This window comes from Microbulbifer pacificus, assembly GCF_002959965.1.
Lineage (GTDB): Bacteria > Pseudomonadota > Gammaproteobacteria > Pseudomonadales > Cellvibrionaceae > Microbulbifer > Microbulbifer pacificus_A.
Window position 1 is genome coordinate 437,255 of record NZ_PREV01000027.1, and the last position, 15,589, is coordinate 452,843.

Annotated in this window: 12 protein-coding genes; 9 read left to right on the top strand and 3 right to left on the bottom strand. The window is 58.2% G+C overall.

Going from position 1 to position 15,589, the window contains the following annotated elements; translation table 11 throughout:
- The first annotated feature begins 171 nt into the window (after positions 1-171).
- The 7 genes from C3938_RS12635 to C3938_RS12665 all read left to right on the top strand — a co-directional run bounded on the left by C3938_RS12635 (position 172) and on the right by C3938_RS12665 (position 7,988).
- A complete protein-coding gene (locus C3938_RS12635; protein WP_199775600.1) occupies positions 172-504 on the top strand; it encodes a DUF1820 family protein in 333 nt (110 codons plus the stop codon).
- 342 nt (positions 505-846) lie between these two features.
- Positions 847-2,220, top strand: a complete 1,374-nt coding sequence (locus tag C3938_RS12640; RefSeq protein WP_105103648.1) for a hypothetical protein — start codon at positions 847-849, stop codon at positions 2,218-2,220.
- 73 nt (positions 2,221-2,293) lie between these two features.
- Positions 2,294-3,028, top strand: coding sequence for a hypothetical protein (locus tag C3938_RS12645; protein ID WP_105103649.1), 735 nt, complete (start codon positions 2,294-2,296; stop codon positions 3,026-3,028).
- Between the two features lie 155 nt (positions 3,029-3,183).
- Positions 3,184-3,975, top strand: coding sequence for a UDP-2,3-diacylglucosamine diphosphatase (locus C3938_RS12650; protein ID WP_105103650.1), 792 nt, complete (start codon positions 3,184-3,186; stop codon positions 3,973-3,975).
- Positions 3,972-5,648 (top strand): lysophospholipid acyltransferase family protein, encoded by a 1,677-nt coding sequence (locus C3938_RS12655; protein WP_105103651.1) that lies wholly within the window; start codon positions 3,972-3,974, stop codon positions 5,646-5,648. The genes C3938_RS12650 and C3938_RS12655 overlap by 4 nt, the downstream gene beginning before the upstream one ends.
- A 120-nt stretch (positions 5,649-5,768) precedes the next feature.
- The gene (locus C3938_RS12660; RefSeq protein ID WP_105103652.1) at positions 5,769-7,208 is read left to right on the top strand and encodes an NfeD family protein; all 1,440 of its coding nucleotides are present in this window, start codon (positions 5,769-5,771) and stop codon (positions 7,206-7,208) included.
- A gap of 18 nt (positions 7,209-7,226) precedes the next feature.
- Positions 7,227-7,988: a slipin family protein gene (locus C3938_RS12665; RefSeq protein ID WP_105103653.1), complete on the top strand. Its 762-nt coding sequence runs from the start codon at positions 7,227-7,229 to the stop codon at positions 7,986-7,988.
- A gap of 393 nt (positions 7,989-8,381) precedes the next feature.
- Here C3938_RS12665 and pgi read toward each other — a convergent pair whose 3' ends face one another.
- Positions 8,382-9,995: a glucose-6-phosphate isomerase gene (gene pgi, locus C3938_RS12670; protein ID WP_105103654.1), complete on the bottom strand. Its 1,614-nt coding sequence runs from the start codon at positions 9,993-9,995 to the stop codon at positions 8,382-8,384.
- A gap of 222 nt (positions 9,996-10,217) precedes the next feature.
- Here pgi and C3938_RS12675 point away from each other — a divergent pair, with 222 nt between their 5' ends.
- Positions 10,218-10,565 carry a hypothetical protein gene (locus C3938_RS12675; protein ID WP_158681680.1) on the top strand — a complete coding sequence of 116 codons (348 nt, stop codon included), beginning with the start codon at positions 10,218-10,220 and terminating at the stop codon, positions 10,563-10,565.
- 378 nt (positions 10,566-10,943) lie between these two features.
- On the opposite strand, the gene C3938_RS12680 is transcribed toward C3938_RS12675, so the two are convergent.
- Together C3938_RS12680 and nhaC are read right to left on the bottom strand one after the other, a co-directional pair.
- The gene (locus tag C3938_RS12680; RefSeq protein ID WP_233998873.1) at positions 10,944-12,035 is read right to left on the bottom strand and encodes a DUF3549 family protein; all 1,092 of its coding nucleotides are present in this window, start codon (positions 12,033-12,035) and stop codon (positions 10,944-10,946) included.
- Between the two features lie 76 nt (positions 12,036-12,111).
- Positions 12,112-13,608: a Na+/H+ antiporter NhaC gene (gene nhaC / locus C3938_RS12685; protein WP_105103657.1), complete on the bottom strand. Its 1,497-nt coding sequence runs from the start codon at positions 13,606-13,608 to the stop codon at positions 12,112-12,114.
- A gap of 394 nt (positions 13,609-14,002) precedes the next feature.
- Between nhaC and C3938_RS12690 the strand changes: the two genes are divergently transcribed.
- Positions 14,003-15,178: a 1-acyl-sn-glycerol-3-phosphate acyltransferase gene (locus C3938_RS12690; RefSeq protein WP_105103658.1), complete on the top strand. Its 1,176-nt coding sequence runs from the start codon at positions 14,003-14,005 to the stop codon at positions 15,176-15,178.
- Positions 15,179-15,589 lie beyond the last annotated feature (411 nt).

The window sequence follows — 15,589 nt, forward strand, 5'->3', positions numbered from 1 at the left end:
GTTAAAAACTGGTCAATTTAAGGGTGGGGCATTATACCGGGCGCCCCAGAGGCTGCATAGACGGGGAGCCGCGCTAGTGATAACCTTCCGCGCTTTTTCGGGGCCAGTGCGTTCCCGACACTAGAATTCCGTGGCGCTTCCCGTCTCCCGCGCATCCTTTCAGAGAGTTTCATGGCCAACCCAATCTACAAAGTTATTTTTCTCAACCAGAACCAGGTGTTCGAGCTCTACGCCCGCGCCATCTATCAGAGCGAGATGTATGGCTTTATCGAGGTGGAAGAGTTTGTGTTCGGGGAAAAGTCACAACTGGTGGTGGACCCCAGCGAGGAAAAACTCAAGAACGAATTCGCTTCGGTGAAGCGTTCCTATATCCCCCTCCACAGCATCGTGCGCATCGACGAAGTGGAAAAGGAAGGCGTAGGCAAAGTCCACGAAGTGAAAGGGGACAAGATCGCGCATTTTCCGTTTCCCACACCTTTGCGCCCCCCGGTCGATTCGGAGTGATTACTCGCCGGATGTGGCGATCGTGACATTCTCCAGAAAGCGGGCCTTCGGGCCCGTTTTCTTTTGGGCGAGGCCCTGTTCGGCTCGAATCGATCCCCCGAGGCAGCCTCTGTTTTGTTCGGGGCTGTTTAACGCCGCGACAGAAACTGGAATTTCTGGCGCGGTGTTTTGTTTTCTGGCAACGGTTTATCGCAATGTCGCTGGTGACATCCGGTGGCGAACTATTCTGAGAGAAGACGTGCGCGAATCGCCCATCCGCGATCGGATTAGCCATGCGGAGTCGCGAGCCGGGTGCGGCTATTTCCGAAACCTAAAATGTAATGGAAGTTTTTAGGTGCTCTCATGACGTCGATACCAGCCACCAAGACCGCGATCTCCGCACTCAAGATTGAACAGCGGGTGGAGCGGGATGTGAAAGCGGGGATCCCGGAAGTGGATCGCCGCAGTCATACGGAAAGTGAAGAAAGCCTGCGTGCCTATGTGGTACGGGAAGTCATCGGCCGGGTGCATGACAATCGCCAGGCAGAGCTGGACAAGGAACTGGCGGAGAGGAGCGAGGTGGATATCCGCCAGCTTTTTCAGGAGCTGAAGAATACCGAAGCCCTGGTGGAGAAAAAAATCGGTAGTCGCATGGCCAATCTGGTCAGTGGCCTCAAGCGTAGCGCGCAGGATTACTCGGCACTGCGTATGGATCTCGAGATTTTCCGGCATCGCAATGGCCTTACCCGCGAAGCGGAATACCGGGAATCCAGACTGCTGCACTATTCGGTAGTTTTTTTCATTGTGATTCTGGAAACGCTGTTGAATGCATTTTTCCTTTCCAAGGGCAGTGAGCTTGGTCTGGTTGGTGGATTCTTTCAGGCGTTTATCATTTCCCTGATCAATCTTGGGCTGGCCGCCTTCATCGCATTTTCTCTCAGTAACTGTTTCCACCTGAACCTCGCGAGAAAAGCTCTCGCTGTAGTGTTGCTATCGGCCGTCGCGACGCTGTCCGTCATTTTTGTTCTGGGCGTCGGTCATTACCGGGAGGCGCTGGAGCAGGACCCGTTTACTGCCTCGCAACTGGCGATCAACAGCCTTCGCACGGCGCCGTTGGCACTTGAAGACTTCAACTCATGGGTAATGGTGGTGGTGAGCAGCATTGCCCTGGTGCTGCTCACCACCAAGATTTTTGTGGTGGACGACCGCTATCCCGGCTACACCGCCATTACCCGGCGGGTGCGGCGGCTGCAGGCTTCCTGGGGCGAGGCTTATGAAGATGCGATTGAGAGCGTCAATGAGGTGGCGGACGATCTGCACGCGCTGTTGGCGGAAAAAGAGAAAACCCTGCGCGCCCAGTTTATCCAGTTCAAGGCGAGCATCGAGCGCAGCGAAGAAATTCATCGCCACTACCAGGAAGACATCGCCCGCGCGCAGACCCTGCTGGATGAATTGATCCGCTATTACCAGTCCTATTCCGCGCGTATGCTGAACCGCCGCGCCGCCTATTTTGGGGAGCTGTTGCGCTTTGAACTGGACAAGCTGCCGCGCCTGAACACTACCGGACTTGAACAGCATCAGCGGGACCTCGCGGCCTTTGAGGAATTGATGGCGGAGTTGGACGGTGTGTACGACCAGGGTATTGCCACGGTGAATCAGCGCTGTGAGGATATCCAGCACACGCTCTCCGAGCTGGTGGACAAGCTGGAGCTGGATCACGGTTTGCGGAGAGCGTGACGCAATGGCTGTGGGACGATGTCGCGGGAAGCGCCGAGGCCGGTTATCGAACGAAGACCGAAAAGGTCTGCTGGTGATCGCGTTCAGTCTTGCGATTCTTATCGTACTGGTCATTTTTGCGCTGGAAGTCGTGCGTGCGCCGGAGAGGGATTACGATCGGGTGACGCTGTGCAATCCCAGCTTGCCGCGATTTGCCCAGCATATCGTGGTGATTGATGCATCGGACACGCTTTCCGCTCACCAGGCGCACTTCCTGAAAACCCATCTTGCCGGCCTGCTTGAGTCCGCCGCGGTCAACGATCGCTTCTCGATTTTTGTACTGGATGATCACTACAACGGTCTGTCGGAGCCGGTGGTGGATCTGTGCAAGCCCAGCACCGGCAGCGATGTGAGTGCACTGACTGCCAACCGCGAATTTGTGCATGCGCTATATCGCGAGCGTTTCGAGCAGCCGCTGGACCGGGCTATCGCCACGGCGGTCGGGGCCGGTGAGCAGCCGGTATCACCCATTTACGAGGCGCTGTCGGATGTGGCGGCGTTGAATCACTTCGACCCGGCTGCAGAAAATATTCACCTCACCATCGTCAGCGACATGATCCAGAACTCCCGCGCCGGTTCCGTATTCAAGCTGGGGTCCGCCGCTATTGACCGGCTGCCGCTGATCGACCTGCGCCGGGCGCGCACCCGCGTTTACTGGCTCGATCGCGAGAAGTATCAGCGTTACCAGACGGCCGAGCTACAGGCCAGCTGGCAGGATTATCTGGGCAGTGTATCCCGGCTGGAAGCCATCCAGAGGGTGCGAAATTAGAACCACATTTCCCTCACCTGCCATTTGTGTCACCAGATTTCTCCTGTTTGCCGGTTTGACATAGAAGCTTCAAGAAACAGCCGTCGATTTGTAAGAAAACTCAAGCAAAGTTTCATTCCATCAGATGTGCTCCGAACCAACGATGGGACTTGCCAATGAGTAATCGATATCGCGCACTGTGGATTTCCGATGTTCACCTGGGCAGTCGGGACAGCGAGCCGCAACGGCTGGCGGACTTCCTCGCTCAGAATTCCGCGGACACGGTGTACCTGGTGGGCGATATCTTTGATATGAAGGCCATGTCCCAGGGCAAAGGCAGCTGGTGCCAGGCGTCCAGTCTGCTGCTGGAAATGCTCTCTGATCTCAGTACCCGCGTGCCCGAAATCATCTATGTTCCAGGCAACCACGACGCACCCATGCGCAGCTGGGCGGGCAAGCGCCTCGGCAATATCCGAGTGGAGCGCGAGTGGACCCATACCGCCGCGGATGGCAAACGCTACTGGGTAACCCACGGCGACCAGTTCGAGCACCACATCGAAATCAATCCGGTCAGTTACCACATCGGCGACCAGAGCTATTACCTGATGTTGCGGCTTAACCGCTGGATCAACTACTGGCGCAGTCGCTTCGACAAGCCCTGGTGGTCGCTCGCGAATCATGTGAAAAACCGTGTAAACGCTGCCCGTCGCATGATGAACAAGTTCGAAGAGGTGGCGATTCGCGAGACTGGCCGCCGCGGGTTTGACGGCGTCATCTGTGGGCATATTCATCGCGCCGGCATTCGCCATTGTGACGCCAGAAATCGGGCGGTTACTTATGCCAACTGCGGCGACTGGGTCGACTCCATGACCGCCGTGGTGGAAGAAAAAAATGGTGCGCTGAATGTCCTCCACTGGCACCGCACACCCAAAATTGCCCGAATCATGACGGAGGCTGTTGCCGCATGATCCAGCTTGAAAACCTGTTGCAGAAAAACCCCTGGTACAGTGCTGCGCCAAAGAGCCCCACGCGGCGCCTGGTCTCCGCCACAGTGAAGAAGATCTGCTGTGAGCAACAGATTCAGCAATTCGGCAGGAATTTTCCGCACTTGGGCGGGCTCGATTTTATCCGCCAGGTATTCCGCTCCTTCGACTTCCGTTACGACGTCAATCTGGCGGAACTGGAGCGGATTCCCACCAGCGGACCGCTGGTGATCGTCTCCAACCACCCGCTCGGCAGCCTCGACGGACTCGCGCTGATCGACCTGGTGGCGCGGGTGCGCAAGGATGTAAAAGCCGTAGCCAGCCAGCTGTTGTGGAATATCGAGCCCCTGCGTTCATACCTCTTGCCGGTGGACAATTTCAACGGTCGCACCCGCCGCGAGGATGTGGAAGGCATCTACAGTCATCTGCGCGCCGGCGGTGCCATTATCGTGTTCCCGGCCGGAGAAGTGTCTCGCCTCACGCCTCAAGGTGTGCGCGATGGCCACTGGAATCCCGGATTTATCCGCTTTGCCGACAAGACCGACGCGCCGATTCTGCCGGTACAGGTGCGTGGCAGGAACTCCCTTTGGTGGTATGGCCTTTCCATGGTCAACAAACCGCTGTCCACTCTGTGGCTGGTGCGGGAAATGTTCAAGCAGGTACGTCGCGGCATCGACATCCGCATCGGTACCCCGGTGGCGCCGGAGCATTACCGCAGCTGGCCCATGGCGCCACGGGCTCAGGCCAAGCTGTGGAAAAAGCAGGTCTATCGGCTGCACAAAAACCCCCAGGGGCTTGCACCGGAACCCATCGCTGGCGCGGAAGCGACAGCGGATATTGCCGCGGTGATTGGACGCTGCGAAACCCTGGTGGCCCAAGGGGAGTTCGAGGTAAAACTTTACCGTCAGCAACCGGATTGCCCGGTGATGCGTGAACTGTCGCGCCTGCGGGAAATCGCCTTCCGCGCGGTGGGTGAGGGCACCGGTAATAGCCGCGACTGGGATGCCTTCGACGCTTGGTACGATCATCTGCTGCTGTGGGACAAGGACAATCAGCGCCTTGCTGGCGCCTACCGTCTGGTGAGCACCGACGGCCTCGGTGCAGACAAGATCTACAGCACCACACTGTTCAACTATTCCGGTTCTCCGGAAGAGTGCTTGCCGGCGTCCGCCGAGCTCGGTCGCAGTTTCCTGTTGCCGGACTACTGGCGCAGCCGCGGGCTCGATCTGCTGTGGTGTGGCATCGGTCAGTGGATTCGACGCAACAACCGTCGCTATCTGTTCGGGCCGGTATCCATGCCCGGCAACTTCTCCCGCCGAGCCAAATCCGCCATCGTGCGCTATTTCCTGCACCACTTTGCCACTCTGCAGCCCATGGGTAACGCCCGCCTGCCGTTTATCGAGGCGCGTGCGGACCTGCCGGAACTGAGCGGTGATGCCAATGGCGATATGCTGCAGCTGAAGCAGATCCTGAAAGAGGAAGGGGTGGTACTGCCTCCGCTGTTCAAAAAATACACCGCGGTCACCGTTCCCGGTGGCACCAGCTTCCACGCTTTCAATATCGACCCGGACTTCTGTGATTCCGTGGACGGACTGGTGGTGGTGGATCTGGAGAAAATGGACCCGAAGTTTGCCAAACGCTATCTGGCAACGGATTGATCTTTCCTGATGCCGGATGCAGACGGTTAGCCTCTGCATCCGGCGCTCCATTCCCTTCGCTTTTGCTCCGTTCTGTTACGCTTGTGGTTCCCCTGTCTTTCCGCACCCCGGGTAATGTCCATGGACAAGCGGTTGTCGAAAGGAGTACTTGCCTGCCTGCTGTTGTTGGCGCAGCTTTTTTTTGCTTTCGGTTTTGCCCAGGAGGTTTCGCACAGCGAAGAGACGGAAACATCACAGGAAGGCATCGGCCCCCATATTGCCCGTCTCTCGATCGATGGCCCGATCGGCCCCGCAACTACCGACTATCTGATCCGTACCAGTGACAGGGCGCGCCGGAGTGGTGCGCGATTATTTATCGTCACGCTGGATACCCCGGGCGGACTCGACGCCGCCACCCGGGACATCATTCAACACATCCTCGCCTCGGATATTCCCTACGTCACCTACGTCACTCCCGCTGGCGCCCGCGCCGCCAGTGCCGGCACTTATATTCTCTACGCCAGCCACGTGGCGGCGATGGCCCCCTCCACGACCCTTGGTGCCGCCACACCGGTACAGATCGGGGGGATGCCTGGCCAGCAGGAACCGCCACAGAATGCACCGGAGAAGTCTGAGGAGGAAACGGAAAAGAAGGGCGGCGGTGACAAGGGCCATGAAACGCACGGCGCCAGCGAAGGATCGGCGATGGAGCGCAAGGTCATCAACGATTCCGTGGCTTACATACGCGGACTCGCCCAGCGCAACGGGCGCAATGCCGACTGGGCGGAAAAAGCGGTGCGGGATGCTGCGACCCTGACTGCGAACGAGGCAAAGGCAGAAAATGTCGTGGACCTGGTGGCGGACAACGAACAGCAGCTGCTGCAGCAGTTACCCAATCGGGAAGTGATCCTGGTCTCTGGCAGAGAGCAAATCGCGGGCAGTATCGCCACACTTCCTGTGGTGGCCTACGAGCCGGACTGGCGCAACGAGTTACTGTCCCTGATCACCAACCCCCAGGTGGCCTACCTCCTGTTGCTGATCGGCATCTATGGGCTGATCTTCGAAGGCTACAGTCCCGGTGCCATTGTGCCCGGTGTGGTGGGCGTTATCTGTCTGCTGCTGGCGTTCTATGCCTTACAGGTTCTGCCCGTCAATTACGCCGGGCTGGCGCTGATCATCGTCGGTGCGCTGCTGATTGCGGCGGAGCTGTTTGTGCCGAGCTTCGGTGCGCTGGGAATCGGCGGCGTGGTGGCTCTGGTGATCGGGTCGGTGTTACTGATCGACAGCGATGTGCCCGGCATGCGCGTGTCTAAAACGCTGATAGGTACCATTGCCGCGGTCAGTGGCCTGGCGTTGCTGGGGATTCTGTATGCCGTTGGGCGCAGTTTGCGGAAGCCCTCGGTACCTGCCAATCAGGCGATGGTGGGGCGCACCGCAATGGTCTGGGAGGTGGAACCGGATCTGCTGGTAAAAATCGACGGTGAAATCTGGCGTGCTCACAGCGAAAACCTGCTGACGGAAGGGCAGTTGGTGACGGTGACGGCGGAGCACGGATTGGTATTGCAGGTAGCGCCGGAATAATCAAACAAGGAGGTGTTTATGCTCAGTTACTTTGCCAGTCTGTTAATTCTGGCGGTTGTGCTGGTGGTGATGTATGCGATCCGTATCCTGCGGGAGTATGAGCGCGCGGTGGTGTTTTTCCTCGGCCGCTTTCAGGCGGTGAAGGGCCCGGGTCTGATTATCATCATTCCTATTCTCCAGACGATGGAGCGGGTAGATCTGCGGGTGGTGGTGATGGATGTTCCCACTCAGGATGTGATCAGCCGCGATAACGTGTCGGTGAAGGTGAACGCGGTGGTGTATTACCGTGTGGTCGATCCGCAATCGGCGATCATCAATGTGGAAAATTATCACGAGGCGGTGAGCCAGCTATCGCAGACGACATTGCGTTCGGTGCTGGGTAAACACGAATTGGACGAGATGCTGTCGGAGCGCGACAAGCTCAATGTGGATATCCAGAAGATTCTCGATGAGCAGACGGATGCCTGGGGTGTGAAGGTCACGAATGTGGAGATCAAGCACATCGACCTGGATGAAAGCATGATCCGGGCGATTGCGCAGCAGGCGGAAGCGGAGCGGGCGCGGCGGGCGAAAGTCATTCATGCGGAGGGTGAGGCGCAGGCGGCGGCGAAACTCACCGAGGCGGCGGATCAGCTCTCCAAAAACTCGAACGCGATTACTTTGCGGTATATGCAGACGCTGATTGATATTGCCGGTGATCAGAGTTCTACGATTGTGTTTCCCTTGCCGATGGATTTGATTAAGCCACTCTTGGATCAGCAGGTAAAACGAACAGAATAGGAATTGGGTAGTCCGTGGTCCCGATTAGATAGTTGAGTGGCGTCGGATCACCGGGTGCGGGTTTTCAGGACCGCTGTGAACCCATCCCTGGGCGCTGCGGCGCAAACTTCCTGTTTGCGACGCTCCTGAAAACCCGCACCCGGTGCTCCGCCTTAGATTCGAAGTTTTGTGGCTTTGCCCAGGCTAAGAGGTAACTACCGGATGATCAGAGCGCAGGATTAGATGCGAAGGCAAAGTGCCGGGTAACTGTTTTCAAAAGCGTCGGCAACAGGGATGTTGCCGACGCAGCGTACAGGGACGTATTGAAGGGGGGCGCCTAGCCCGGTTTTGAAAACAGATACCCGGTGCTTTGCCGCCACTGGGCTAGCTAAGTGAATACCACAAAACTAACGATTACTTGAGAAGCAGTTTCAGAAGATGGGCAGTAGAGCCGTCCCAATCCTCCGGAATCTCCCCCTCAATCGCATCGTGCACTCCATTGCCGAGCACCTTGCCCAACTCCACGCCCCACTGATCAAACGGATTGATATCCAGCAGGCAGCCAAAGGTAAACACCTTGTGCTCATACAGGGCCAGAAGAGCGCCCAAGTGGAAAGGATCGAGTTTTTCCACAACCAGCGTATTGCTCGGGCGGTTGCCCGGTACCACCTTGTGCGGTGCCAGCTGGTGAACTTCCTTGTGGGTATGGCCGGACGCCTCCAGCTCCTTGCGTGCTTCAGCGAGGGACTTGCCGCGCAACAGCGCCTGGCTCTGGCTCAGGCAGCAGGACAGCAGCCACTGGTGTTGTTCTTTCAATTCCGATGTCGGCTGTTTGATCGCCACAAAGTCCGCCGGAATCATATCCGTGCCCTGGTGCAACAGTTGATGGAAGGAGTGCTGGCCATTGCTGCCCTCCGCCCCCCAGATCACGCTACCGCTCGGATAAGTCAGGGGCTGGCCGTCGCGGGTGACGCTCTTGCCCAGGCTCTCCATATCCAGTTGCTGCAGCCACGCCGGGAACTTTGCCAGGCGCTGGGCGTATGGCAGGACCGCCAGGCTGGTGGCACCCCAGCACTGGCGATACCAGAAGTGGATCAGCGCCATCAGAACTGGCAGATTCTGCGCAAACTCCGCTTCCGCGAAGTGCCTGTCCATGGCGTTGGCGCCTTTCAGCAGGTCGCTGTACACCTCGAAGCTGCAGGCCAACGCGATGGGCAGGCCGATGGCGGACCAGAGGGAATAGCGGCCACCCACCCAGTCCCACATGGGGAAAATGTTCTGCGCGGCGATGCCGAAATCCTGCGCGGCCACGATGTTGCTGCTCACCGCGACAAAGTGCTTTTCCAGATCAGATTCTGCACAGCCGGCATTGAGCACCCACTGGCGCGCGGAAAGGGCGTTTTGGCGGGTTTCGAGGGTGGAGAAGGACTTGGAGGCGACGATGAACAGTGTTTCGTCCGCGGGCAGCGCAGAGAGGGTATCGCTCAGGTCGGCGCCGTCGATATTTGCAACAAAATGCACTGCCAGGTCCGGGTTGTGCCATGGGCGCAGGGCCTCGCACACCATGCGGGGGCCGAGGTCGGAGCCACCGATGCCGATATTGACCACGTGGCGGATACGCTTGCCGTTGAATCCGGTCCAGGTGCCGCCGTGCACCTGCTCGACGAACTTGGCCATCTGTACACGGCACTCCGCCACAGCCTGTTCGTGCTCAGTCTTGGGCTCTCCCTGAAAACGCAGGGCGGTGTGCAGTGCGGGGCGGTGTTCGGTGTTGTTGATGTTGCTGCCAGAGAAGAGCGCCTCAATACGGCCTTTCAGCTCCGCAGTGCCGGTATAGTCCAGCAGCAATTGCAGGGTGTCCGCACTCAGCAGGTTTTTGCTGTAATCCAGATAGATTCCCGCGGCCTGCGCGCTGAACGTTTGTGCCCGTTCCGGATCCGAGGCAAACAGCTCGCGCAGTGACCAGCGCTGCTGATCTTTGTGTTGTTGCAGTTGGGCGATGGCGGCGGAAAGAGGTAGAGCATCCATGGTCAATAATTCTTCGCTGAATGAAGTGGTCGGGGAAGGCGCAAATATTAGCGACAAATACTCAGTGCGGCCAGTGCGGGCGGGCGAGAGTCGAGGCCTGCTTATGGCATCGGGGTAAGGTGCCGGTGGGGGGAGGGGCTGGTGGGAATGAGGCAGAGAACGGGAGAAAAAACGGCAGGGTGCTACGTGCTACCAAGGGTGCTACTAAGCGGAGCGTAGCTCTTGGTAAACAACGACAGCGAAGCTTTGCGCATCCTTGGCTGCCTTTTTACTGCCGGTAGACCTTGGCGGTCGATGGAAGCCGGAAGTCTGGAAATGCAAAATGCCGCTTCGAAAAGCGGCATTTGCATGTTCCTGTATGAGGGTGGTTATTTGACCACCTTCATGCAGCGCACGTTATCGGATGCCATCCAGCAATCCGCGTCCGCAGGACAGGCCATAGAAGTCGGAATTTGTTCTGAGCCCGGAGGGCAGGCGGCCGGCATCGGAGCCGGTGCACAGCAACCTGCGAGGACCAGTGCACAAATAATTCCGGTTAAGTACTTGGCTGGAGTGAAATTCATCCCCTAACTCCTTTCCGTTGATGTTAGTCAATAGCATAGACAATAAAACGTCACCTGTTTGGTGTGCTTTGTAAAAATCTTTTCTACAAACATACCGCCCAATGGAGTGTAATAGGCGCGCGGTTAAAATAGCCGCCACAGTTCAATTCAGGATAAAACCGCCGCCAGTTTGTCGTATCAGTAAGCGTTAATTTGCGGCTTTTTCCGCCAAAATGCGCTTTTTATTCTTGCGGGGCGTCGAAGATTTTTTTTCATTAAAGCGAAAATATTTTTATTTTTTCGCTTTGCAGTAAATTCCCGCGGGAATACACGTCAGAAACTTCGGAAAACTGTTCCTGTAGCGATGCTCGGGCTCGATGAATTGCGCGTATATTTTTTTGTGTGCTTACGGGTGGGATGGCTGCAGAAAAGTACCAAAGGCGCGGGCGACAGATTCAGGGCGCTCGGGATCGCGTAAAACGCCCAGCAGGACACTGCGCAGTTGCGGTAAAAACATCAGGTCGCTCAACAGCAGATTGAAGGTCTGTTGAGGTTGGCTCTCGCTCAGTTTTTCCAGCCAGAGGCTGGCGAGCTCCGGCTGCTGCAGGTCGACATGGCAGCGACTGCCAATGGCTGCGAGCACTTCGCCATGCGCTCCTGCATGGCTCTGCAGGATCCGCGTCAGGAACTGCTGGCGCATACCTGTGGCGACGCTGTGGGAAAGTCCCCGTACGGTGGCGGTAATCAGATTGAAATCCGGCGTATCGCGAGCAAGGGACTGTTCGGCGCGCTGGATGATTGGTTCGGCAATCTGGTGGTCGATGGCTTCACTTTCCAGGCACTGGCACAGGGAGATGAGTGCGGGGGTGGCAAAACGCGGCAGGTTTTTTATCAGTCGTGATTTTTCTTCCTCCCAGCGCACCGCGAGATCAGCCACGCCCTGCAGTGCCAGCTGTTCCCAGGGAAATGACGCCGGATCTTTGGCGTAGGCGCGCGCGGCGGGATAGTGGTCACTGGCCTCCCGCTTGAGCAGGCGGCCGGACTTTGCATGAAATACCGCACGCTTGTCGGCGGGCGGTGTGAACATCAATCCGCTGTCATCCAGCGCTTTCTGCAGATGTGTGTACAGATCACCGCGCTGCTCGCGGTACAGAGCCTGCTGCACTTGTTTGAGAAAGCGGTCGCGCACAGGCAGCAACAGTTTGCCCTGCTCATCCAGGGGCAGGCGCAGAAACCACACTACCGGTTCCGTGCTCTCCACTTTTCCGTCATCTGAATTGGATCCTCGGGGCCACAGCAGCAGTCCACACCAGGCCTGACGCAGATACGGGTGCGGCCAGGGTGTGGCACCCGCCTCGAAATCTTCAGCAATCCGGCTGTTGACGGGCTGGACTCTGCGGCCCACATCAAACCAGCGCAGGTTGAACTCTGCGGCGGTAATCAATTCGGCCAGAGAGCTGGGGGGGCGATTGGGTGAAGGCTGGCGGGTGTCAGTCACGGCGAGGGAATCCGGAGTGGGGTCGGTTCGGGAAAAATGCCGGGCGGCGCGGCTGCGAATCCGCCCGGGCAGTGCGTCAGGTGCGGGCCTCTTCGACGATTTGCAATTCATCCTGTTTGCCGAGCGGCATCTGCTTGAAGTGTGTCCAGCCGTAAGCGATGGCCAGCAGCGGGCAGATGATGTTGAACAGGGCGAAGGGCGCATAGGTGAAGGTGGCAACACCCAGAGTGGCGCTCATATAGGCGCCGCAGGTATTCCAGGGAATCAGTACGGAGGTGATGGTGCCGGAATCCTCCAGGGTGCGGGACAGGTTCAGACGATGCAGGCCTTTGTCAGTAAAGGCGTCGCGGAACATGCGCCCGGGAATGATGATGGCCATGTACTGGTCGCCCGCAGCGGCGTTCATACCGAAGCAGGTGAGCACGGTGGACGTGATGAGTCCACCCACGGTATGCACACCAGACAGCGCCCAGTTCACGATGCGCTCGAGGAAGCCCGCGCGTTCCATCACGCCGCCAAAGGCCATGGCGGAGATGATCAGCCAGATGGTATTGAGCATGCTGCTCATGCCGCCCTTCGACAGCAGGGAAGCCACGGCCTCGTTGCTGGAGGAGGACTTGTAGCCGTCGAACAGACTGTGCCAGGCGCCCTTGACCAGACTTAGCGCACCTTCACCGCCGGCCAACTGGCGGGTGGCGTTGGGCTCAAAAATGACAGCGATCAGACAGCCCACCAGCGCCCCGATAATGAGGGTGGGGTAGGCGGGGATTTTTTTCCAGGCCATGAACAGCAGTAATGCCAGAGGCAGCAGGCTGATCACGGAAATACTGAATTCCTCCTGCAGCGCACCCAGCAGTTTCTGGATGTCTTCCGCGGAGGCGTGGCCGGTATCGGAACTGAGGCCAATGACGGCGAAGATAACCAGAGCGCTGACGAATGCTGGGATAGTGGTCCACAGCATATGGCGGATATGCAGGAACAGGTCGTTGGAGGTTACCGCCGCCGCCACGTTGGTGGTGTCGGAAAGAGGAGACATCTTGTCGCCGAAATAGGCACCGGAGATGACCGCGCCCGCTGTGATCGCCGGGTTCAACCCCAGCGCGGCGGCAATGCCCATCAGCGCAACACCCAGCGTGCCCGCGGTGGTCCAGCTGGAGCCGATGCTGAGGCCGACAATGGCGCAGATGATGCAGCTCGCCGCGTAGAACCAGTGTGGTGACAGCATCTGCACGCCGTAATAGATCATCGACGGCACGGTGCCGGCGAGAATCCAGCTGCCGATCAATGCCCCTACCGCCAGCAGAATCAGGATGGCGCCAAACACCAGGCTCATGCCGTGCAGCATGCCGCCTTCCATTTCCTTCCAGGTAAAGCCGTTTTTCATCCCTACCATTGCGGCGACGCCGGCGCACAGCAGCAGGGCAATCTGGTTGGGACCGTAGGAAGAATCGGCGCCGTAGAAAAACACGGAAAGGGACAGCAGGGCGATAAGGATCAGGAGGGGGATCAGTGCATCCAGCAGGCTGGGCTTGCGGTGGGCGTCACTGGTAGTGCTGGAACTGCTCTGGCTCAAGGGGTTCTCCTTATCGTTGACAAACAGTGCCGGACATCCGCGGCAGAATCCCGCTTATGGCCGGATCGCCCCAGGGCGGCTTCCTGTTGTCTGAATCTTGTTATAGGCGCAAAGCGGCTTATTCTCGGGCCCGGGCCGACATATGTCCATAGTGGTTCGGTGGCGTCTGGCTGGCGTCTGACGGTTGCTAGGCAGTCCGATGATCACGATGCCGATATTTCTCTGCGGCACCATCGGGTCCGTTGCAACGCTGGCAGTTCGCCGTTGCATCCGGTATGTTCTGCGCCGGTTTTATCCGGCTTCCCCGGTGTTCCCGGGGCTGGGCCACAATAAGAATGAGCCAGAGCGCAGTATCCTCGATGATGGCGCTGTTGTTGGCAGGTAGAAAATTTCCATGAATGCGAGAAATCTGGACCTGAGTCAATTCGATGAAATCCGCCCCTACCGGGACGATGAGGTGCGGCCGGTACTCCGGCGCCTGGTAGAAGACCCGGAGATGTCCCGTGTGGTGGCACACTTCCTGCTGCCCGGTGCTGCCAGCAAGCTGGAGCGGCCGCTGGCGTGGCTGGTGCGTCAGTTTGTACGTTTCGAATTCCGCAGGGCGAACAATATCCGCGGTGTGCAGGAGGTGATCGCCCGCTATCTGGAAAAGGCGGTCAATCGCACCAGCTGTGGGCTCACCATTTCCGGTCTGGACACTCTGCCCAGGAATCGCGCCTGCCTGTTTGTCAGCAACCATCGCGATATCGCCATGGACCCGGCGCTGGCCATTCTCGCCATGTTCAAGGAAGGACATGAGACCTCCCGCATTGCCATCGGCGACAACCTGCTGTCCAAGCAGTTTGCCACCGACATCATGAAGCTGAACAAGTGTTTCGTGGTGAAGCGCAGTTCCGGCAGCCGCCGCGAAAAGCTGAATGCGGCGACCACTCTGTCCCAGTACATTCACCACTCTATCGTCAATGACAACGAGCACGTGTGGATTGCTCAGCGCGCCGGCCGTGCCAAAGACGGCCGGGACCGCACCAATCCGGCGCTGGCGGCGATGTTTGCGATGGCGAAGCCGAAGGATCAACCGTTTGCGGATTTCTGGCGCGAGCTGCATATCGTGCCACTGTCGATTTCCTACGAGTGGGATCCCTGCGACCGCTACAAGGCGCGAGAGCTCTATATCACCGAGCACCAGGACGAGTATCAGAAAGAGGCCCATGAGGATCTGGGCAGCATCGGCAAGGGCGTGGTGGGCAAAAAAGGCCACATCCACGCGGCTTTTGGTACGCCAATCGAGGGGGATTTCAACGATGTTGCCGCTCTGGCCGACGAGATCGATCGCCAGATCATTGGCAACTACGTGTTGCACCCCACCAACCTGATCGCCTACCAGATGATCTATGGTGTGGCGCCGGATCTACCCGTTGGCTACCCCGCGAAGCCCTGGCACCCGGACGAGCACCAGGAAATCCGTGAGCAGTTTGAACAGCGGATGGCTGCAATTGATGAACGCTGGCGGGACAAGGCGATCCAGGCCTATGCCAATCCGGTGGTCTCCCGCTTGGCGTTTGAGCAGTAACGCTGTTCTGTGCCAGGGTCCTTGTTGAGCTCTGAAGCTGGTTCGGTGGCGGCGAAGCACAGGGCAGGGGGTTTCAGGACCGGGCTAGGCGCCCCCCTTCAATACATCCCTGTACGCTTCGTCGCAAACGTCCCTGTTTGCGACGATCCTGAAAACCCCTGCCCTGCACTTCGCCTTCGCATCCCGTGCAGAACTTCGTTAGCAATTCTTCAAACTTTCCAAATGGCTCAGTATTTGATGCGAAGGCAAAGTACTGGGTATTCGTTTTCGGAAGCGTCGGCGACAGGGACGTCGCCGACGCAGCGTACAGGGATGTATTCACAGCGGTTCCGAAAACGGATACCCAGTGCTTTGCCGCCACAGGACTTTCCGGGCTCCGTCCTCGGGCTTCCCGGTTACTAGCCAGGTTTG

Bases quoted from the DNA above. Each gene is read 5' to 3' on its own strand.
- C3938_RS12635 (WP_199775600.1), top strand. From the start codon at position 172: ATGGCCAACCCAATCTACAAAGTTATTTTTCTCAACCAGAACCAGGTG.
- C3938_RS12640 (WP_105103648.1), top strand. From the start codon at position 847: ATGACGTCGATACCAGCCACCAAGACCGCGATCTCCGCACTCAAGATT.
- C3938_RS12650 (WP_105103650.1), top strand. From the start codon at position 3,184: ATGAGTAATCGATATCGCGCACTGTGGATTTCCGATGTTCACCTGGGC.
- C3938_RS12655 (WP_105103651.1), top strand. From the start codon at position 3,972: ATGATCCAGCTTGAAAACCTGTTGCAGAAAAACCCCTGGTACAGTGCT.
- C3938_RS12660 (WP_105103652.1), top strand. From the start codon at position 5,769: ATGGACAAGCGGTTGTCGAAAGGAGTACTTGCCTGCCTGCTGTTGTTG.
- C3938_RS12665 (WP_105103653.1), top strand. From the start codon at position 7,227: ATGCTCAGTTACTTTGCCAGTCTGTTAATTCTGGCGGTTGTGCTGGTG.
- pgi (WP_105103654.1), bottom strand. From the start codon at position 9,995: ATGGATGCTCTACCTCTTTCCGCCGCCATCGCCCAACTGCAACAACAC.
- C3938_RS12690 (WP_105103658.1), top strand. From the start codon at position 14,003: ATGAATGCGAGAAATCTGGACCTGAGTCAATTCGATGAAATCCGCCCC.